Below are 21,631 nucleotides of genomic sequence, written 5' to 3' on the forward strand. Positions count from 1 at the left end.
GTAACGTGTATTGAGCTTCTGAATAAGCTTCAGTACATCACTGTGCGTGACTAAGGCAATATCGCGAGACCAATTAACTTAGATAGTGTAGCGGCTTTGCTGCGTTCAGAGCACAGTGTTGATGGTGCGGTTTTGATTGGTCTAAATGCGAGGTTTACTTCGATATAGTGATTAACTGTTTGAGTCATTAGTAAGTGTTAACCCTGCAGTGAGGGCAACCATACTTTTACACTTAAACCGCCTTCAGGCCGGTTTTGCATGCTAATGCGGCCACCGTGGGCTTCAATAATCTCGCGGCATAATGGCAAGCCAATGCCAGTCCCGGATTGCTTAGTTGAATAAAACGGTAACAAAGCTTGCGACAACACCTCGCTAGACATTCCACTTCCCTGATCTTCTACTTTAACGACTAATCCATTAACAGGATGAGTCACTTCCTCAAACATTACCGACACAGTGTCTGCTGGCGTACCAGACTCATGGGCATTTTTAAGCAGATTGATAAAAACTTGCTCTAATTGCACAGCATCGAGTTTTATCGGCTTAACCGGTAAAGGGGATAACAGCTTAAATGCATATTGCTGCGCCAGTTGCTGGGTCATGTTAGCCCAATCAATCAGCTCCCTTTGAGGTTGGGGTAGTTTGGCAAACTGCGCATAATGCGAAATAAATTGGCTCAGGTGTGTGGTGCGATTTTCGATAGTATCAAAAATCAATTGCAGCTTGTTGTTTTCTAAATGCTGGGTTAAAAACTTGCCAGAATTAACCATAGAAGCAATGGGAGCCACCGAATTATTCAGCTCATGGCTAATAATCCTAATCACCTTTTTCCACACTGCCACCTCTTGGCGATTAAGCTCTTTGGTGAGTTGTTTAAGTAAAATTAAATGGTGCTGCTGATTATTTTGAGTAAAGCGGCCACGAGAAATATGCCAGGTTTCAACATCGCTGCTATCGGCAAGGTTACCACTGTCATCACCCGCACTATCACTGCTTGCCATCGAAAACAGCCCTTCTTGCTCACTTTGCAATGCTGCTTTTAACGCATCAGGCAACAACGAAGCAAGATCTGGCATTAACATGCCTTCTATTTTGACACCGTGATTGAACAAATGCCTGGCAGCCCCATTGGCGTAGACAACCCGCTGCGCGTCATCAATTAATAACATCACATTAGGCGAGTTCTGAATGACCTTATCGAGCATTAATTCACGCTGATAAATAAACTGGCGCTCGCTACGCAATTTTGCCGAGGCTTGATTGTATAAACTCACTAATCTATCGAGTTGTGGCTCGCCGTAGGGATGCAATGACACACTAAAATCGTTGTCTTTAAAGTTAAGCAGACCGATTTCAAGCGCTTGCAGGCTTTCATTGAGTCGTTTGGTAAGCCACCTACTGCCAACATAGCACACCACCAGCATTACAATCAGCGCCAACCACAAAGCAGCATCACCTAAACTAAACCACACTAACGCACCACACAGAACACCTAACAAACAGCTAAGCATATTGGCAATGACCAGTTTGCCTTGCAGCGACAACATCATGACTTTGTTTCTCGGATCCCGTATTTTTCCATACGGCGATATAAGGCTTGGCGGCTTAAGCCCAGGGATTTGGCCACTCTGGCAATCACACCATTATGATCCGTTAATGCGGCTTCTATTTGCTGTTTATCAGGCTCATTAATCAAGGGAGCATTATCTTGCGACTTAGCCGATAAAGGTGCAAGAGATGGGCTCGGCTCATGGCTTGCAAGCGCTGTCATTTGCCCAACTAAGTGAGTGTTTAAGCCAAAATCGTCTATGGTTAATTGTGCTGACTTAGCCAATAACGACGCCCTTTTACAGGCATTTTCAAGCTCGCGTACGTTACCAGACCAACAATGATTAATTAACGCCTGCTGGGTCGCTTTATCAACAATAAACTGCTCACCCATAAAATGTTTTACCAAGGGTAAAATATCATCTTGGCGTTGTTTAAGTGGCGGCACACTCAGCTCAATCACATTTAAACGATAAAACAAATCTTCACGAAAGCGCCCATGGGCAATGTCGTCGGCTAAATCAGCATTGGTGGCGCTAATGACTCGCACGGTGACTTTACGGGTTTGGTGGCTACCAAGGCGCTCAAACTCTCCCGTTTGCAGTACGCGCAATAACTTTACTTGGCCAGACAATGGCAAATTACCAATTTCATCTAAAAATAAAGTTCCCCCATCAGCGGCTTCAAAACGGCCCACGCGGGTTTTATTGGCCCCTGTAAACGCGCCCGCTTCTGCCCCAAACAGTTCGGCTTCTAATAAATCCATTGGTAGCGCACCAATATTGACCTTAATAAAGGGCTTATCTTTAAGCGGCGAGTTAGCCTGTAAAATATCGGCTATTTTGTCTTTGCCTGCACCATTGGGGCCGGTGATCATCACCGACACGTCAGAACGGGCAACTTGCAGCGCTAAATCAACACAACGTTGCATGGCACCACTGGCAAACACCAATCCGCATAAATCAGCGCCATTAATAGCCGACATACGGTCACTGTGAATACGGTTTAATTGGCTATTTTGCTGAGACAAACGGTAAATAGACAACAAATTGCTAATACTGTTTAACAACTTAGCATCGTCCCATGGTTTACCCATGTAATCTGCGGCCCCCGCTTTAACTAACTCGACTGCGGTTTCTAATTGGGTCCAAGCCGTCATTAAAATAATCGGTAAATTGGGCTGTAACTGGCGCAATGCATAAAACAGCTGTTTACCCTCTTCGCCCGAGGTCGTGTCGCGGCTAAAGTTCATGTCTTGGATCACCAAGCTGATCTCTTTGTGGGTCACAATATCAATAGCCGCATCAGGTGAATGACAAAAAATGGCATGGTAATCATGCAACTCAATCATTAACGCAAGTGCTTGGCAAATGGCGTGATTGTCATCAACAATTAAAATAGTATCCATTACGATGATGTTGTTCCCATTGAGTTATATCCAAATATCTGTATGTATTAGCCACGTTTACAAGCCTAAGACAACATTCAATACATAAGCAATGATTGTCTCGCATAAACACAAGTTATTGCCTCACACAAAGTCTTTAGTGATGCGCCATTTACACACTGCGCGTGGCCATGGCGGGTGAAATATTGGCCGCTTTGGTCGCTGGCACTATTACCGCTAGAGTTGTCACAACCAGTAAACCAATAACAGACATAATAGGATAAATCACTGGCACCATAGGTAAGCTATATAAAGACATCAATTGCTGCCCAAGCACTAAAGCCAACACGCCACCAATCAGGCCGCCGACAATACAAATTAAGTAATTTTCAACCATAAAGTACTGAATAATATCGCGCTTACGAGCCCCAAGTGCTCTACGGGTGCCAATTTGTTTGGTGCGGCGTTGAATATTAAACATCACCATACCTGTTAATCCTAATGCGGTGATCAGTAGTAGCAACACAACCATCATACTTAATACTGTCGCCATTAATCTATGATTGCTGTAACTGAGGTTTCTAAGCTCTGCCACGGTTTGAAAGTTATCCAGTACACGGTTTGGGTTTTCGGCGTGTAACGCGCTACGAATTGCCTCTTCTAATGCAGGGATATGTTCTGGTAATGCCCGCACCATATACATTTTATTACTACTGCTACCGCCAAAATCAACATTTTGGATCACACTGTATTCAAAGTTTTCATGGTCGACCCATGCCCCTTGTAGTTTATCAACCACACCAATAATGGTGACAGTTTGCGTCCCTTGGTACATGGTTTTACCCAATGGTGACTCATCTCCCCAAAAGGCTTTGGCCAAAGGTTGTGACACTAACGCCAACATACCAGAGTCGTCGATATTGGTATTAATTTCGTCTGGATTAAAATTACGTCCTGCAACTAACTTAGCCCCCATCACATTGAGTAAATGATCGTTACCCAAATAAAAAGCAAAACCTGGGGTACTTTTAGCGGTATCTTCGTTAGGCCCGTCAACGTATCGATCCATCCAACCACCACCACTTAATGGCAGCATATTACTGGAGCTGGCATCAATCACATTGGGTAAGGCACGTAAAATAAGTTGATCGACTTCATTTTGTTTAATGTTATCGATCGCGGGATCAAAGTTGTACACGCTAAAGGTGAGTATTTGCGCTTCGGCATAGCCCGATTCACGCTGCATTAACGATAAGCGTTCGTAAATAATAAAACTGGCATTAGCAACAATAGCAACAGATAAAATAATCTGTAATAACAATAAAATGGGTGAACTTTTACTGCGCATCAAACTGGATAAAATCGGTTTAATATGTAACATGGCGATGTCCTTTTTAACCTACACTGGCGTTATTGCGCTTTTAAATACACGCTAGGTTTAGTGCGGCACACAACCCATGCCGGATAAATGCCCGCGAGTACGGCTGTCGAAATGGCAATTAACGGTGTAACAACCCACATACTGGCATCAAGCCCAGTAACGCTTTGATCCATTGAAAAATAACGGTGTAGCGCGGTTAACGAACCCCAAGCCCATAACAAGCCTACCAGCCCACCAATAAAGCCTATCATGCCAACTTCAACCATATACTGACTAAATATCTGCCCGCGGCTGGCACCAATGGCACGACGAACACCAACTTCTGGAGCGCGTTTTAAAAATTTAGTCAGCAATAACCCAAGAATATTCACCAAACACACACTTAAAAACAGCAAGCTGAGGCCAACGAGTATTTTGTTGTCTTGTGGCACCACATTATTGTCTTCAAGCCATTTATCGATATCACTAATTTGCACCGCTTCTGCTGCCGATTTAGCGGTATCAGTAAAGCGACCAATGGCGCGTTGCTGCTCAACATAGCGGGTGAGCCAGCTTTGATAATTTTGCTTTTCATCTTCACTGTTAAGCTCTGTCCAAAACTGAATCCACACTTTTTCAGACGCTAAGCGGTCGCTGTAAGTGATCATGGGTTCGAATTTCCAACCACTGGTATTACCCCACACATCAAACTCTTCTTGAGCGGTCAACGAAAACGGAATAAAGATTTCTTCAGCGTCGTTAAAGGCACCATTAAGCGGATCATAATATTTAGGTTGGGGATTCCAGTGGTCAATCACCCCGACAATTTGATACGGTTTACGGTCCAAAAATACCGTTTTACCCACACTGTTTTTGCCTTCAAAAAAGCGTAAGTTTAGCTTTTGGCTAATGACCACTTGATACGCTGGGCGTAAATCAACACTGGCGTCCCAATAGCTGCCGTATAAAAAGGGCACCGAGAAAATCCTAAAAAAATCACGGTCTGTTACCCTTACACTTTGTAAAACAGGTTCAATTTTTGGGTTGTCAGACTGTAACGCTAGACCGGTTCGAAAGGTCGCAGCTTTTAGGCTTAATTGCTGGTTATTACGCAAATTCATTGCGTCGATATAGGTAATGTTTGAAATAAAATCATCCCAGGTATCTAAGCCTTGGCTCCAAAGCTGCACCGAGTTAATCACCTGGCTGCGATCGCCCGCTGGGTTATAAGACATGGTTTTATACACATTTAACGTGGTGATGGTGATACCAATACCTATCGAAATCGCTAACACCATTAGCATTGATAACATTGGTGTTTTGCGAATACTTCGCCAGGCTAAATCACAATAATAAAAAAACATGATGTTCCCCTTAACGAGTGCCGGTTGCAGCAGGTTGGTACATCGAAAAGTCACACACCTGGCCATCAACAATTTGAATATTACGCTGGGCACGGCGTGCTAATTCTGGGTCGTGGGTCACCATAATAATGGTGGTGCCTTGCTGATTAATCTTCTCTAAAAGCTCCATTACTTGGCGCGCCATTAAGCTGTCTAGGTTACCGGTAGGTTCATCGGCGAGTAAAAAACGTGGTTCGCCTGCTAACGCCCGCGCAATGGCAACACGTTGCTGCTGTCCGCCAGACAATTGCGTCGGTAAATGCTGCATCCGTGCGCCTAAACCCACTTGCTCTAACGCTGACTCGACTCGGCGCTTACGCTCATTGGCATCCATACCGCGATAACGTAGCGGCACTTCAACGTTTTCGGCTAAGTTAAGATCTGGAATTAAATTAAACCCCTGAAAGATAAATCCAATTTTTTCATTTCGTACTTTTGCGCTGTGGTTATCACTTAAATTAGACACATTCACGCCATCAAGGCTGAACTCCCCAGAAGTAAAGCCTTCAAGCAACCCCGCAATATTCAAAAAGGTGGTTTTACCTGAACCAGATGGTCCTGTTACCGCAACAAACTCACCTTCTTTCACTTCAAGGTTAAAGTCGCGTAGCGCATGGGTTTCAACTAAGTCAGTTTTGAACACTTTGTTGATGTTTTTCATGGATAACATAATGGCTTCCTTGGTTTATTCGGTTGTTGCATCCCAGCGCTTAGGGCTGATAATGTGAATCTTGCTAATCTGAATACAGTTGTTCTAAATACTTGTGTTTTTAATGCTATTGGCGTCAGTGTCATTAGCATTAGTCATCGCTAAAACAACAACTTAATCTTGATCATGTCGCTAATATTAATATGCAAGCGAACAGCCGGATTAACATCACTTAACCGAGTCGATACTTGGCTGTTCATGTCGATTAACTGCAAACTAACAGATAACCAATCTGTATGATTATCAATACGATAACTCACCGATATTGCGAGAATAAATAATGCGGCTAGCGCAATAAGCTGTCTACGTTGAATCAAAGTCATTGAATATCCTTACTCAGTAGGGTGTCTTTTCATTAACATGTTTATCGGATTTGAATTGTGGGCTCATTTTTGAAGGTTTCGGTGCCAGATATCACCCACACATCGCCTACTTCACCACCCTCAATCACTTCAACCTGGCTCATACTGCGTGCACCCAATTTAACGGCTTTTTTATGTGCAATGGTGTCATTAACTTGGTATGCCACATCGCCTCCCATATTAAGAAAATCCCCGCGTTTCACTATCAATACATTGGGTCTATTTTCCAGTAAGACTCGAGCAGACAAACGCTGATTTTGACGTAACGATAAAGTGTTACTGTCAGCAAAACGCACTCTGGCAGTCACTTCACGATTACGCACTTCAGGTGAAATTGACGACAATTGGCCAACAACATTTTCGCTACCAAAACTGAGCTCGACATCCATACCTAGGCCCAATTCATCGGCATAAGACTCAGGTACAGCAAGTTCTGCTTCAAAAGCGGTTAAGTCGACCACTGTTAATATGGGTTGGCTGGCTGCAATGCGGGCTTTTTGTTCCACTAGCCAGTTACCTATAATACCACTCATTGGGGCAACAATATTAAGTGCATTGGCTTGGCGGGTGAGTTCTTGCACCACTAATGCCTGACGCTGAACCTCAAGGGTACGGTTTTTAATTTCAAAACTGAGGGTGTCGCGCATTAACTCGACTTCTTGCTGGGCATGCTTATGTAATAATTTGGCTTTGTGTAAATCATCTTTGCTTTTTTCAAAATCAATTTTGCTAATCAAACTCGACTCAATCAGTTGATCGCCACGACGGCTTTCACGATCTGCGGCTTCTAAATCCACTTTCGCCATGTCTAAAATCTGGCTAACACGCAATTGCTCACGGCGGGCATCTAACTTGGCGCGCTCTAAACTGCCCTGCATCCCTTCGAGCATCGACTGCTGTTGTTGCAATTCATTTTGTAAACGCGGGCTTTCAATCTTGGCCACCACTTGCCCCAGCTCAACTTCATCACCAGGTTGATTTAATAGCGTCACCACACCTTCTTCCGTGCTATATAAAATTGGCGCATTGGCCGCCACAATTTTACCGGTAGTGGCAATATCACGCACCAAAGTGCCACGGGTTAAGGTTGCCAAACGTAAATCGGCCCCATCAACCGAACGTTGATTACTGTCATGACTTAAACTCGCCCACACCAAAGCGCTCATTAAAATTGCAACGCAACCTATCATCAAGGGGAAGCGCAATTTACGACCTAACTTAGGCGCAATAACAGTATCTTGGCTACTTGTGTCTTTAATCATCTCAGGTCCTTAGGTAACGCGCTGACCGCACCCACCTCTTCACATTTATACCAAGATAAAGCACAAGCCATGCCAATAGTTATTTATTGTTTATTTTCATAATGATAGATTTTAAAAAAATAATCGAACAGCCTAAAAGTGTCCGCGGACAGCGTTGAAAACTGTCCGGTCATTGATAAAGTGTCCGAGCGGACACTTTGTTTACACTTATGGCCTAAGGCCATATTCCAAACTTGCTTTGGGGCAAAGCCTTGTTAGCTTTGCCCTGTTAAATACACACACTTAACCGCCATAAAGCTTCAATCACGTTACCCACTTAAAATCGGGTGTTGAAGCGTTAAATTCAGCTGAGTGTAAAAGCCTTTTTAATTCGCTCGTATCCCAACGGTCTCTTTCTTGGTTTGGTTTGACTTTAGGCTTTTGCCCTACTGTCACGTTTTCAAAAGGATTGTGATTGCAATAGTTCATTAACTGGCACCATTTAAAAAACTGAAAGACGGCTGCTAGGTATTCTTTATTGCTTTTGTAACTTCTGCATTGTGTGAGTAGCTCATTTGAATTAATGATTCTTTTCAGTGTGCCAGCAACATCAATATTGCGACCTCTTTACCAAGAGATGGCTTCTGCTCTGTCGCAAGTCAACAAAGAAACTTTAATATCGAAAGGAAAGCCTTTATCGCGTAACGATTTGGTTAAACAGATACGTGTGAAATACACGTTATTGGGGGCTCTGCTCATGTGAAAAGCGGGTACATTGTCTGAGTCAATCCTCTTGGAAAGCCTCTCTAACGCCAAAAACAAAAAAAGCCGTTGATAATCAACGGCTTCTTTCGTATTTAATATGGCGGAGGGATAGGGATTTGAACCCAAGGAATTCGCCATAACTAAAATTTAAAATACATTAAAATCAATAACTAATCGAAAAATCACCTTTCAGGTAGTGAACATTCGTAGTCGATATATGACATTTAAGTCTTTATCGATTAGGTTGTCAATGATTAACGCCCCGCGCATGCGCGCGAACTTGTGAGCGTCGCAAGGGCCGAAGGCCCTGAATGACGCGGTTTGTTAACTGCCTTTACCAACATTACGCTTTTCCATGTAAGCACACAAACCGACAGCGTTTAAATCTGTAGATTTTTGCAAACCTGCAAATACGCCCTTTTGATCTTCTAGTTTACGATGTTGCCCCAATTTTTCCTTTGCTTGTATTTCGTCGATAACAATTTTAAAACCGACAACACCGTTACGAAGCTTTAACTGATAATCAGCAGGCATAATTTCAGGATTATTTAGCAGCTCAGGTTCATATTTAACAATTAGGTCAGCCATAGCCTGCTGATTTTCATTGTCATCAAGGATAGTGAGGTAACCATAACAATGAACAGCCGAATAATTCCAAGTGGGAACCGCTGGTTTAGTTACATACCAACTTGGAGAAATATAGGCATGTGGCCCTTGGAAAATGACGAGCACCCTCTGATTCTCAGCGATTTGCCAGTGCAGATTTGATTTTGCAAAATGACCAAATAACAAACCAAACCCTTCATCATTCGGTTCATAAATAAGTGGCAAGTGCGTTGCAGTAAGATCAGCACTAATGAGAGTTCCAAAGCCATTTTCAGCAATTAGCTCGCTGATTATTAATGGGTCTTTTACTTCAAGATTCTTGGGTATATACATAATTCTCTATCGCGATAGCAGTTAACAGCTTATTGAACGGCGCATCATTCAATGTCGGCCGATTAAGTTATTGATTAATAACATCCTACATTTGCTATCTTATTGATGTAAAGCAATTAATTGTATCAAGCAGACAAAAACAAACCGAGGTTGCGCGTAAAGAAAGATATGCCTTGACGGCAATAAAAATTAAAGCAAATAAAATCATATGATTATGATTTATCTATTTTTAATACGATGCAACTAAAGAACGATTTTCAATCAATTTTTATCATAAATTGTTGAAACACCATTATAACTGTACATAAAAACAGTACATACCATATAAAACTGGTAATGCTGCTTTTGTCTTTAACGCTTTTGATTTTTAACATGCGCAGCATGTGGCTGTTGGGTTCAAAGGGGTACTCCCCTTGCCCGTAGCTCCTATCCGACCTTTTGGAACAAAAGTGGGATAGGAGCGTACCGGGTTACTATGTCATCCCACTTTTTAAGTGGGTTAATCTTGAAAGCTATTTATTGTTGTTATCAATATTCAAATAACACACTGTCAGTGTGATAAATCTGCCAGTTAGAGCCTAAAAACAGCGACTGTACGCGCTTAATTGCATTTTTATGGCCATCAAAAAACTAAGAATTAAATACACCAATTTTTGTACATTTTTTACTCTCATAGAGTGCGAAACATTTAATTTCTCAAAACTGCTCGCTCTCTGGTGTAGTGAAATGTTTACCGTTGTTCGTACCTGTCTGATGCCCTTAACCCGATAAAGGCCATTTACTGTCACATTTTGCGCCAATGTCGTTAATTCGTGTCGAATGGGTATTTTTGAGCCATTTTCAGCGATTATTTTTGCCCGTAGAGATGACAAAAACCTCTGAATAAATCACCGTCAGTTCGATTTTTTTGCGTTATTTGAGCAAATTTATGGCTCTCAATTCGCTCAGATTTTGCAATTAACGGGTTAATTTTAAGCGCTCTGGCGAAATAATTAGTTCAAATTGAATGCTATCTATGACTGGTTTGAGTGTTTTGACATCAAACTTTTTGCCATAACGTCCGTAAGTGATGTTTTGATAAGCATGACCGACAATTTGTGCCACTAATGATTCTTCTATTTGCCGTTGTTTAAGCTCATCAATAAAAGTGTGCCTAAATGAGTAAGCTGTTGGGCGCTTGCCTGCTGTGAAGTTAAGTTGGTCGAGTAATTTGCCAAATTCACGGCAAAAGGTATGTGACCAGTTACCATCATGACTGGGTTGATAATGAAATAACGGCTTTGTTTTTGATGCCCGGTCAGCGCGTTTTTTTACAAAATCCATAAACCCCAGTTCAATCAGTTGCTGGTGTATCGGTACTTTGCGTTTTGATTGCTCTGTTTTGAGTTGTTGGCCTGCACTGGCGTTAGTGATGTTCATTAAAGTGACACCGTCTTTGACTTCAATATCATGAATATGCAACTGACAGGCTTCTGCTGGGCGTAAGCCGCCATACATCATGAGTAGCGTTATCCATTTAAAGTCCTGGCTTTTGTCGATAAAGGCGGTTGAGTTTAAAACCTGCTTAATCTGGCTCGCTTGCCAGCGCAAACGCGCTAAATCGTGTCCAGCCTGATTAGCGGGTTTAGTGAGCTTGACTTCATCAAACGGGTTTTCAGTGGTGTAGCGCATGAGTTTGCACCATTTAAAAAATTGCGACACAGCAGCTAAGTAATCTTTGTTACTTTTATGGCTTCTGCCCTCCTCTAATAAACAGTCTTTATATTCCATTGCTTCTGCACTTGTTATCGCGCTGACATCATCTAAATGGGTGCGTTCAATGAAGTGACCAATACGTTGATTAAGCTGTTTGACCGTTAAGGCTGAGACAGACTGCTTTTGTTTGGAGGTAATAAATTTAGATAATGCGTTACACAAATTTACATTAACCATTGAATATAAACTGCTTTTATTCTCTACTTTATTTAACGATACCCGATTATCGTTATAGGGATAATTGTCATATGTCGCAGTATTATGTGCTAATTGCGTTGGTCGAGTGGGTATAAATTGCGTAACTTCCCGCACTGGCTTGGCGTTATCATCAAGCGTATCTGTTACCCCTACAAAGCCTGCTCGGGCATCATTAATCAACGCATTAACCTGAGTTTTAAACTCATCGGGCTGTGATTGTGGCGTTAAGTTGCTGATTAATGGTCGTAAGATACCCGCTATCACTAGGTTTCGGCCAATAGCGATAGAGCGTTGTTTGGTAAGCAGTGATACTTTGATGTCGGCAGAGAAGCCTTTATCACGCAGATAAACTGGCAACACCATGCGGGTATAGTAGGTACAATTTGTGGCGCGAAATAAGTACATATGTCTCAGTCATCCGTTTTTGGCCTGAGAATATGATTTTTCAAATGCTAGAAAGCAAAAAAGCCATTGATTATCAATGGCTTTTTCACTTTAAAATATGGCGGAGGGATAGGGATTTGAACCCTAGAACGGGGTAAACCGTTGCCGGTTTTCAAGACCGGTGCATTCGACCACTCTGCCATCCCTCCGAACGCGGCAAATAATATAAGTATCTCGGGTGCTTGTAAACTATAAATTTAAAAATAAATGCTAAATGTTCAGCATTTAACCGTAACGATGTGTTTTTATTCAAAACGATTAAACACTGGGCACATAATAACGGCTTGATAATCTAATTGCTTATCGGGTGTTGGATTCATTTAAAGACTTTGCAGCGCATTATGCTACTATTTGAGTCATTATCTTTTGGTTATTGTCCATTTATCACTTTATGAATTCAACATTACTTCCCAGTGCCAAACTTGCGCCGCAATTCCATGTGCCTAAAGAGGTGCCAAGTACTTTTTATCCTAGCCATTTGCTATTAGGGCAAGACAGGGTTGTTAGTAGTTTTAAATTAATGAGCAAACTTGCTGGTCAGCACTTCTTTTTAGCTGACTTTCCAGGCATTGATAGAGTCGATTTTATTGACGCATTGTGCACTCAAGTTGATACTCCAACCGATCAATTTCTTGTGGCCACTAAACCCGCTGATGAGAATGCTGTTACCTTCAAATGGCAGCCTCAACGTCCTCCTGAAAATGTTGGCACGATTGCAAAGCAACAATCACTTTTTTGTTATTTACAGGGCCAGATTAAAAGGCATGACTTAATTGGGAAAATGCAAAAAACAGATAAAAGTAGTCAATATAAGGCTGGTGCGTTAGCCTCAAACCACTTTGTATTTATTTGTTTGCATTCAATCTGGAAACGCGAAGGACTTTGGGAACTGCTGTTACAAATCCTATCTGATGGTGAGTATCGCATAAATCAGGAGTTAGCGCCCATTCCGCTGAATTGTAAAATCATTCTGGTGGGCTCAGGCTTATCTTATAGTCATCTAAAAAATGAAGATCGATTCTTCAGCCAGCATTTTCCATTGCTTGGCGAAATAAGCTATGAGCTAGATTTAACAAAATATTCAGAAAATCAGTACGTACAATGGTTGGCGACGCTGGCTAACAAGCAAGGAATTGAACTTGAGGAGTCAAGTATTTTGCCTCTACTTTGGTACAGCGCCCGATTAGTTGAACATCAACAAAGATTAAGTTTAAGTATGTTAGATATGCGTTTGTTAATGGCTCAAGCAAAAGCGCTATCACCAACTTCGTCATTAATGCCCACCAGTAATAGTATTAATAGCAATGCCGTTGCCAATGCCCTTGCACAGTTGAAATATAGGCATAATAGTTCTGAAATCTATTCAGCACAAAGCTTTGATGACAACTTCATTAATTTGCCAACTGAAGGTGCTATGGTTGGGCAAATAAATGGATTAACTGTAATTGACTCCAGTGACTATTCTTATGGCGAACCTGCACGCATTACCACATCGGTACATTATGGTGATGGCGAAGTTGCTGATATAGAAAGAAAATCTGAGCTTGGTGGTAATATCCACACAAAAGGCATGATGATTTTATCTGCTTGCTTGTACCGCATATTCGGACGAGATGCTCCACTCCATTTAAATGCCAACATTGTATTTGAACAATCCTACCAAGAAATTGATGGCGACAGCGCCTCACTTGCAGAATATTGCTGTTTAATGTCTGCTATTGCTGAACAACCTATTTTGCAATCGTTAGCACTAACAGGCGCATTAGATCAATTTGGTAATGTACAGGCCATTGGTGGCGTCAACGAAAAAATTGAAGGGTTCTTTAACCTCTGCGCTCGTCGAGGATTAACGGGGGAACAAGGGGTTATTATTCCTAAAGCGAATGTGCTGCAATTGAACCTTGAACCAGAAGTGATTAAGGCTGTGTCCGATGGCAAGTTCCACATTTATGCGATAGAACATATGGACGAAGCTGTGGAGCTATTAATGGCTTTACCTGCTGGCGTGGCGAACGAAGATAATGATTTCCCGCCAGATACACTTTATGGCATGGTTCAACAACGTCTTGATCGATTAGCAGGGCAAGATGATGATGTTGAGCTAGGTTTTATTGCTAAATTATTAGCAAAGTTAAGAATTATATAGTGATCGGAGTTGTTTAGCGTACACGTGTTCGCTATCTTGTTGCCATCAAAAGTCATTCTAGTGGTATTGAGATAAATGGAAAGAGCAAATAGTTTCACTAAAGAGCAACTCGTCGCCTGTGGGCATGGCAATCTTTTAGGGCCAAACCGCCCACGTTTACCAGTCGACAACATGTTAATGATGGATAGAATTGTCACCATTAATGATCATGGCGGTGAGTTTGGTAAAGGTGAAATTATTGCTGAACTCGATATCACCCCAGATTTATGGTTTTTCGATTGTCACTTTATCACTGACCCTGTGATGCCCGGTTGTTTAGGTTTAGATGCGATGTGGCAATTAGTGGGTTTCTATTTAGGATGGGAAGGTGCTGATGGCAAAGGTCGCGCACTTGGCGTAGGCGAAGTTAAGTTTACCGGGCAAGTATTGCCCAATGCCAAGAAAGTGACCTACAAGCTTAATATTAAGCGTACAATACATCGCAAACTGGTGATGGGTATTGCTGATGCCACCATGGAAGTTGATGGCCGTCAAATCTATTCTGCGACGGATTTAAAAGTGGGTGTGTTTAGCGATACTTCCACATTTTAAATTAACCACATTTTCAAACAAAAATGCCCTCGTTAATGAGGGCATTTCTGTTATTAAAGAACAAGTCGTTCAGATCACTTATTAAATAACCCACTCATTCTGCCATCAACGCCTTCGCGCCAACCACCAAGCCACTGCGAACGAGAGTCTAATCCAGCGTAGGGGCACAATTCCTTAGAGCGCCCTCCTACTCCAGCTTGGAATCCTTTTGAAAAAGCTCTATCTAAACGATCTCTTTTTTGTCTTTTCATGCAAGCGTCCTCGTTTGTTAATCAAACAGACTTGGCTTAATGTCGTCAAGTCGGACTATAGGAATAGCTGTTTTTTTAAGCTAGATCAACTCAAAAAAACACCGATTATACTGGCTTTTGTTTAACATATTGAGAATAAAAATAAAAAAAAATCGAGAAAAATTTCTCGATTTTTTGGGTGTCATAGTCTACGAACTTCGTAAACTCATGAAGGAAAAGTTACTTTAATGCGCGTCTTCTTAACCACAGTAAGGGCAATGCAAATAACCACGCAAAACTTGCAGCACCTTTACGTTCATAAGGTTTATCTTCTGGTACGTCAGTAAAAGTACAGGCTTCACCAGAGGTCGGTTTTAGCACAACCATACGCGGCAAATACGATGTAACCGGATCACCATTACCACTTAACTCAAATAATGGCTGTTTAGTAACCTCATCTAAAATAAGGTTGCCATTGATATCAAACTGATAACGCGGTTTACGAATAAATGCAGTACCTACAATAGTGCCATCTTCATTGATGCTACTAGCTTCAACGACATAAATATCTGATTCATAGGTTAAGGTTTCACCTGTACCATCTTGAATCGTGATTTTTTTACGTTCCCAGGAATTATCACCTGTCGCGACATAACCTTTAGACTCACAAACTAAACGATCATTTAGGTTAGTAAACTCTTTATCGTTGTAATTAAATAAAAACCCTGCTTTTGGACGTGGCCTTTCTTTGTCATAAGTGACTTCAATATAACCTACAACCTGACCTTGGTTATTTATATCTTTAGCTTTACTGCTTAAGTCAGAAATACCGGGGGTAAAATCTGCAGGCGTGACGGGGGCCTCACCTGCTGTATTGGTATCTAACGTGAAAAATTTATCACGTAGATAACCACCAATGTATTTACGATAATTACCAATTAAAATGCCATTATCATTGATATCGTAAGCCATAGAAGAATAGACTTCGTCATCATTAAAATTAACCCAATTGTATTTGTAGTCACCATTGGTATCTTTTTTCCAATATGCGGCATCTTGACGTAATCTATCTGTATCACCATTACGGTATACGTGCGAACGTCCAACAACATCAGCGTTGTTGTTGATCCCTAATCCCTGTGCGGTAAAGACTAACGTTGAATCGGTAGGTGGCGTCAGGCCTAAAGGCAACTCTGTCACTAATGGATTACCAGCACTATCGATATTATTCAAGTCCCATACTAGTGCACGGGTTTGATATTGGACATTACGACGATTGTTATTCACATCGGGATATTGATCTGCTTGAACACAAACATCGATCGGAACAGGAAATTCTGGTTGTGCATTAAAATCATCAATACACCTATTGATTCTATCTTTACTAAAAGACGCTAAATCGGTACTACCGTAACCCACAGCAATATTGTTTTCATTGACAGCAGCGGCTGCAGACCAACCACCTAACTCTACGGTTGCGGCAGGTTTATCACCTTCAGCGACTCTTGAAAAAGTGGTATACGGCGGCACTAAAGGTAATTCAGCCGCGGGTTCTGTAGCAGTATTTACGGCAACTCCACGTAACTCAAAATCACGGTAATACCAAAAGTCTTGATCTTCTAAAGAGCCAACATAGGGTAACTTTTTTTCCGGCGCGGTGTATGAGCCAACTTTGACATTGTTACTATTTAAACCATAGAAAAAAGTGTCAATGGAATTAACAATCGGTGCGCCTTCGCTATCAGTTGAACCTGGTGCAGTTGTACCTGCAATACTGAAAAACTCAGGTTTCCAAGATTGGGCAGCATTGGCTGCAGCAGTAAAGGTAAAGTTGTTCGCTTCGATAGGTTTGAAAATTGAATAAGTGATCTTTTCTTCAGGTGCGATACCGTCTTCAACATCAACTATGCCATCATCAACATCATCGACATCGAGTTTCTTTTTACCCTTTGATATACCGACTAATTGATCATTAGCATCCACACCCATTGCATAACCATTGCGGGTGCCATCAAGCGTACCAAGCAAGTCATATGTGGTTTCATCTAAATTAACAATTTCATATACGGGTGCGGCTTGAGCATTACCAATAACGCCCAATACACCGATAGAAACAAGTGATAAGGCTTTGTCTAACTTTAACTTCATGAAAACTATTCCTGTTTTATTATTCTTTATTTTAATGACTCAAGCTCTTCCCAACGCTCAAAACATCTTTCTAAATCTTGTTCAGTGGTCGCCAATAATTGCAATGTAGTATTGACAACATCTTGTGCTTGACTGTAAAAGTCGCCATCACTGATTTTTGCCTGTAAGGCTTCAATCTCTTGCTCTAATTGTTCCATTCGAGCAGGCAGTTCGTCTAATTCGCGCTGCATTTTATAAGACAGCTTTTTGGCTGGTTTTTCAGCGGCCTTTACAGGCTTGATTTCTTTTACTGCAGGAGCTTCGACAACCGTTTGAGCTGCAGGTTCCTCAGAATAAAATTTAGCCCCTTGAGAAACCGCATCTTGGTAACCGCCAACATACTCACTCCAATGGCCGTTGCCCGCAAACCACCAGCTGCTGGTCACAGTGTTATCAATAAAGGCTCGGTCATGGCTTACAATAAGCAAGGTACCTTCAAAATCGGTAAGTAGAGACTCTAACAACTCTAGTGTCTCAATATCAAGATCGTTTGTTGGCTCATCAAGAATGATTAAATTGGCTGGACGCAATAATAGTCGCGCAAGCAATAATCGGTTTTTCTCTCCACCAGATAAGGCTTTAACAGGGGTTCTGGCGCGCATTGGCGAAAACAAAAAGTCTTGCAGGTAGCTCAAAATATGGCGATCTTGGCCGTTTACCGTGACGGTGCTTTTTCCTTCACCCACGTTTTCTTCAACGGTTTTTTCAGGATCAAGCGCTTCGCGATATTGGTCAAAATAAGCCACTTCCAACTTAGTACCCACTTTAATTTCACCAGCTTGGGGTTTTAGCTGATCGATTAACAACTTAATTAACGTTGATTTACCGCAACCATTTGGGCCAATTAAGGCAATTCTATCGCCACGCATAACGGTTGAGCTAAAGTTTTTAACCAGATTTTTTTCTGGGATATTGTAATCAACATTTTGAATATCGAAAACCAACTTACCAGAACGCTGGCCATCTGAAACCACCATTTTGGCATTGCCTTGTCGATTTAAGCGCGCCATACGTTCTTGACGTAATGCTTGCAAGGCTCTAACTCGCCCTTCGTTACGTGTACGACGAGCTTTAACGCCTTGTCTTATCCAAGTTTCTTCTTCTGCTAACTTTTTATCAAACTGGGCATTTTTCTCGGCTTCAACTCTAAGCCATTCTTGTTTGCCGTCAAGGTAAGCTTGATAGTTGCCAGGCCATGAGGTCACCACACCACGGTCTAAATCAACAATTCGCGTTGCCATACGTTGAATAAAGCCACGGTCATGACTCACAAACACGATTGCACCTTTAAAGCTCATCAAAAATTGTTCAAGCCATTCAATGGTATCAATGTCTAAATGGTTGGTAGGTTCATCAAGTAAGAGTAAATCTGGCTCGCTCACTAACGCCCGGGCAAGTGCCACTTTACGCTGCCAACCACCTGATAATTCCGTTAACGGTTTATCTGCATCAAGGCTCAATAATTCGCATGTTTGTATGATGCGAGAATCTAATTGCCAACCATTATTATGATCAAGAATATCCTGAAGAGGTTGCATTTGCTTTAACATGCGCTCCATTTCTTCTGGGGATGCATCGGCAATGTCATGGGATAATTGATGATATTTTTCTAATGCTTCACCTATTTCCTGAAGCCCTGCGGCGATATAAGCATAGACGGTGCCGGTTTCAGCTTTAGGAGGATCTTGTTGTAAACGACTGACATTAACATCGTTTGAAATGTTAAATTCACCGTCATCGAGTAGTACATCACCCGACAAAATTTTCATTAAACTTGATTTACCCGCCCCGTTGCGACCAACAATACACACTCGCTCACCGGGTTCAATGGTAAAGTCGGCATTTTGCAATAACGGCGTGTAACCATAGGCCAATGAGCCATTAGTAATTCGAACAAGACTCACACTACTCTCCTAAAAATTGCGTCAATGCTGACGCATCAAATGGCCAACATAACTCGCGCTGACCACAAGCAAAAACCGGTATAGATGTACCATAACGCGCAGCTAATTCTGCTGATTCACAAATATCGACATGCTTAAAATGTACCTTTGCTTGTTCAACCAAGGCCAATGCCAATTCGCATAAATGGCAGCCATCGGTATGATACAAGACATATTTAATTTCATTTTGCATGGGTAATTAGCCATACATTATGAATATGAGGATTACGTTTATAATCAAGCGGTAAGCATTGATCATCTATATTTACCACCTTCATACCCATCTTGGTGAGTAATTCGATATCCATTTTGAATTTACGTTTGTTGTTGGAGAAGATGATCTCACCTTCAACGGCCAATAACTTGATCAAGTCACCCAGCATATTGACGTGATCACGTTGAACATCCCAGCTGTCTTCCATGCGTTTCGAATTGGAGAATGTCGGTGGGTCGATAAAAATCAATTGGTATTTTTTATCGCTGTTTTCTTTTATCCACTGCAAGCAATCTGCCTGAATAAATTGATATTGCTTGCCGGATAAACGGTTTAACTCAAAGTTTTCTTTGGCCCAATTGATATAGGTATTTGACATATCAACCGTGGTCACTGACTTAGCACCACCGAGTGCGGCGTGCACGGACGCTGAGCCAGTATAAGAGAATAAATTCAGTACATCGCGGTCTCGGGATTTTTCACCGACGAGTTTACGAGTCACTCGGTGATCGAGAAACAAACCGGTATCTAAATAGCCCGTTAAGTTCAGTTTAAAACGTGCGCCATATTCTTTGGTGATCACTTCTAACTTTTTATCATCCAACTTTTCATATTGGCGAGTGCCTTTTTGACGTTCACGGGTTTTAAGGGTGATTCTGTCTGGGCTAATACCTAATGCGTTAGGTAAAGACAGCAATACATCACTGACACGACGCTTAGTGACGGCTTCTGGAATCGTTGCTGGCGCGGAATACTCTTGAATAACAACGTAATCAACGTATTTATCGATAGCGACGTTATATTCGGGTAAATCCGCATCATAAAGGCGGTAACTGTCGATATTTTCTTTCTTTGCCCATTTTTCTAATTGCTTAACATTCTTTTTAATACGGTTAGCAAATGCTGGAGCGATATCAGCAATATCAACGCCTTCGGGTAACTCAGGCGCGGTGCGGCGAGTACTGTTCGCATGCAAGGTATAAAGGTTAAACACACATTCAAGTGCACCGTTAAACATTTTCATTTGTTTATCGGCCTTGAGTTTCAATGACGAAATAAGCTCAACATCACTACATAACATCGCGACTTTCCAGCCACCAAACTCTTTTTTAAGTTTGTCACCTAGCTGGTAATAAAGCTGTAATAGCTCAGTTACGCTACCAAGACGCTCACCATAAGGTGGGTTGGAGATCAAAAAACCTTCTGCCGCTGGCGGTTCAATGTTCAGCACATTGCTGACATTAAATTCAATAAGGTCATCGACACCGGCATTTTCAGCATTGCGTTTTGCTAATGCTACTAAGCGAGAATCAATATCTGATCCATAAAACTTAATGTTACATCGGCTTTTGCCAAGTGTTGCGCGTGCTTTGGCTTCATCTAAAATAGCTGTCCACATGGTTTTATTGTGACTACGCCAAAACTCAAAACCAAAGCGCTCGCGTTTAAGTCCTGGAGCAATATCCGACGCCATTAACGCAGCTTCGATGAGCACTGTGCCACTACCACAAAACGGGTCCAGCAAGGTTACGGGCTGTTGTTGCCAACCAGAACGGACCAACATATTAGCGGCTAAGTTTTCTTTTAACGGCGCTTCACCAGTGGTTGAACGATATCCACGCTGGTGCAATGACGAGCCCGAAAAGTTCATCGCGATAGTGATTTGACCATTACGGAAATGCGCATCAATTTTAAAATCTGGATTAACACGTTCAACATCTGGACGGTTATCACCATCATCACGGAAACGGTCTACGACAGCATCTTTAATTTTTAACGCACCAAACTGGGTGTTATTAATAAAACCGCCAGTGCCATGAAAATCGATACTAAAGGTATTTTTATTCGAAAAATGCGATGGCCAATCAATACAGTAAGCGGCGTTATATAACTGCTCTGCTGATTCACAGGCACCTTTATAGATAACCAATACAATTCGACTTGCTAGCCTTGTCCATAAAGTGATCCGATAGGCAAGTTCTAGCGGTGCAGAAAAATACACGCCCGCAACGCTTTCCTTTATGTCAAAAGCGCCAAACTCTTTTAGTTCACAGGCAAGGCTATATTCAAACCCTTTAGGGGAAGCAGCAAAAAAATTAAACATAGGTTAGCTAGTCATCTTTACTCAATAAATTCTGACGCGCATTATACCTGCTCAAACCGATATCCCCAACGACTTATCGACTATGCCTGTGCTTCATTTGACTCC

General features: G+C 41.8%; 17 protein-coding genes and 1 tRNA gene. 2 read left to right on the forward strand and 16 right to left on the reverse strand.

Annotated elements, in window-relative coordinates; genetic code table 11:
- Positions 1–50: 50 nt before the first annotated feature.
- The 11 genes from OHT75_RS01375 to OHT75_RS01425 all read right to left on the reverse strand — a co-directional run bounded on the left by OHT75_RS01375 (position 51) and on the right by OHT75_RS01425 (position 12,260).
- Positions 51–188 carry a hypothetical protein gene (locus tag OHT75_RS01375; RefSeq protein WP_264724585.1) on the reverse strand — a complete coding sequence of 46 codons (138 nt, stop codon included), beginning with the start codon at positions 186–188 and terminating at the stop codon, positions 51–53.
- 9 nt (positions 189–197) lie between these two features.
- The gene (locus tag OHT75_RS01380; RefSeq protein WP_264724740.1) at positions 198–1,547 is read right to left on the reverse strand and encodes a sensor histidine kinase; all 1,350 of its coding nucleotides are present in this window, start codon (positions 1,545–1,547) and stop codon (positions 198–200) included.
- Positions 1,547–2,956, reverse strand: a complete 1,410-nt coding sequence (locus OHT75_RS01385; protein ID WP_264724586.1) for a sigma-54-dependent transcriptional regulator — start codon at positions 2,954–2,956, stop codon at positions 1,547–1,549. The genes OHT75_RS01380 and OHT75_RS01385 overlap by 1 nt, the downstream gene beginning before the upstream one ends.
- A gap of 151 nt (positions 2,957–3,107) precedes the next feature.
- Positions 3,108–4,316, reverse strand: a complete 1,209-nt coding sequence (locus tag OHT75_RS01390; RefSeq protein ID WP_264724587.1) for an FtsX-like permease family protein — start codon at positions 4,314–4,316, stop codon at positions 3,108–3,110.
- A 29-nt stretch (positions 4,317–4,345) separates the two neighbouring features.
- Positions 4,346–5,659: an ABC transporter permease gene (locus OHT75_RS01395; protein ID WP_264724588.1), complete on the reverse strand. Its 1,314-nt coding sequence runs from the start codon at positions 5,657–5,659 to the stop codon at positions 4,346–4,348.
- Positions 5,660–5,669: 10 nt separating this feature from the next.
- On the reverse strand, positions 5,670–6,368 hold the full coding sequence (locus tag OHT75_RS01400; protein ID WP_264724590.1) for an ABC transporter ATP-binding protein: 699 nt from the start codon (positions 6,366–6,368) through the stop codon (positions 5,670–5,672).
- Positions 6,369–6,508: 140 nt separating this feature from the next.
- Positions 6,509–6,730 (reverse strand): hypothetical protein, encoded by a 222-nt coding sequence (locus OHT75_RS01405; RefSeq protein ID WP_264724591.1) that lies wholly within the window; start codon positions 6,728–6,730, stop codon positions 6,509–6,511.
- Positions 6,731–6,771: 41 nt separating this feature from the next.
- On the reverse strand, positions 6,772–8,031 hold the full coding sequence (locus tag OHT75_RS01410) for an efflux RND transporter periplasmic adaptor subunit (protein ID WP_264724593.1): 1,260 nt from the start codon (positions 8,029–8,031) through the stop codon (positions 6,772–6,774).
- Between the two features lie 1,068 nt (positions 8,032–9,099).
- Positions 9,100–9,714 (reverse strand): FMN-binding negative transcriptional regulator, encoded by a 615-nt coding sequence (locus OHT75_RS01415; protein ID WP_248972265.1) that lies wholly within the window; start codon positions 9,712–9,714, stop codon positions 9,100–9,102.
- 957 nt (positions 9,715–10,671) lie between these two features.
- Positions 10,672–12,072, reverse strand: coding sequence for a tyrosine-type recombinase/integrase (locus OHT75_RS01420; RefSeq protein ID WP_264724594.1), 1,401 nt, complete (start codon positions 12,070–12,072; stop codon positions 10,672–10,674).
- 98 nt (positions 12,073–12,170) lie between these two features.
- Positions 12,171–12,260: transfer RNA gene (locus OHT75_RS01425), tRNA-Ser, on the reverse strand.
- Between the two features lie 242 nt (positions 12,261–12,502).
- On the opposite strand from OHT75_RS01425, the gene OHT75_RS01430 reads away from it, so the two are divergent.
- Together OHT75_RS01430 and fabA are read left to right on the forward strand one after the other, a co-directional pair.
- Positions 12,503–14,257: a S16 family serine protease gene (locus OHT75_RS01430; RefSeq protein ID WP_264724596.1), complete on the forward strand. Its 1,755-nt coding sequence runs from the start codon at positions 12,503–12,505 to the stop codon at positions 14,255–14,257.
- A gap of 75 nt (positions 14,258–14,332) precedes the next feature.
- Positions 14,333–14,848 (forward strand): bifunctional 3-hydroxydecanoyl-ACP dehydratase/trans-2-decenoyl-ACP isomerase, encoded by a 516-nt coding sequence (gene fabA, locus OHT75_RS01435; protein WP_264724597.1) that lies wholly within the window; start codon positions 14,333–14,335, stop codon positions 14,846–14,848.
- 74 nt (positions 14,849–14,922) lie between these two features.
- Here the strand turns inward: fabA and rmf are convergent, their stop codons facing one another.
- From rmf to rlmKL, 5 genes are all read right to left on the reverse strand, one after another.
- Positions 14,923–15,099 carry a ribosome modulation factor gene (gene rmf, locus OHT75_RS01440; protein ID WP_188843511.1) on the reverse strand — a complete coding sequence of 59 codons (177 nt, stop codon included), beginning with the start codon at positions 15,097–15,099 and terminating at the stop codon, positions 14,923–14,925.
- 219 nt (positions 15,100–15,318) lie between these two features.
- Complete coding sequence (locus tag OHT75_RS01445; protein ID WP_264724599.1) at positions 15,319–17,226, reverse strand: DUF3466 family protein; 1,908 nt, start codon at positions 17,224–17,226, stop codon at positions 15,319–15,321.
- A gap of 26 nt (positions 17,227–17,252) precedes the next feature.
- On the reverse strand, positions 17,253–19,169 hold the full coding sequence (locus tag OHT75_RS01450; protein ID WP_264724600.1) for an ABC transporter ATP-binding protein: 1,917 nt from the start codon (positions 19,167–19,169) through the stop codon (positions 17,253–17,255).
- A gap of 1 nt (position 19,170) precedes the next feature.
- On the reverse strand, positions 19,171–19,401 hold the full coding sequence (locus tag OHT75_RS01455; protein ID WP_264724601.1) for a glutaredoxin family protein: 231 nt from the start codon (positions 19,399–19,401) through the stop codon (positions 19,171–19,173).
- Complete coding sequence (rlmKL, locus tag OHT75_RS01460; RefSeq protein ID WP_264724602.1) at positions 19,391–21,526, reverse strand: bifunctional 23S rRNA (guanine(2069)-N(7))-methyltransferase RlmK/23S rRNA (guanine(2445)-N(2))-methyltransferase RlmL; 2,136 nt, start codon at positions 21,524–21,526, stop codon at positions 19,391–19,393. The genes OHT75_RS01455 and rlmKL overlap by 11 nt, the downstream gene beginning before the upstream one ends.
- Positions 21,527–21,631 lie beyond the last annotated feature (105 nt).

This window comes from Shewanella subflava (assembly GCF_025971955.1).
GTDB classification, from domain to species: domain Bacteria; phylum Pseudomonadota; class Gammaproteobacteria; order Enterobacterales; family Shewanellaceae; genus Shewanella; species Shewanella subflava.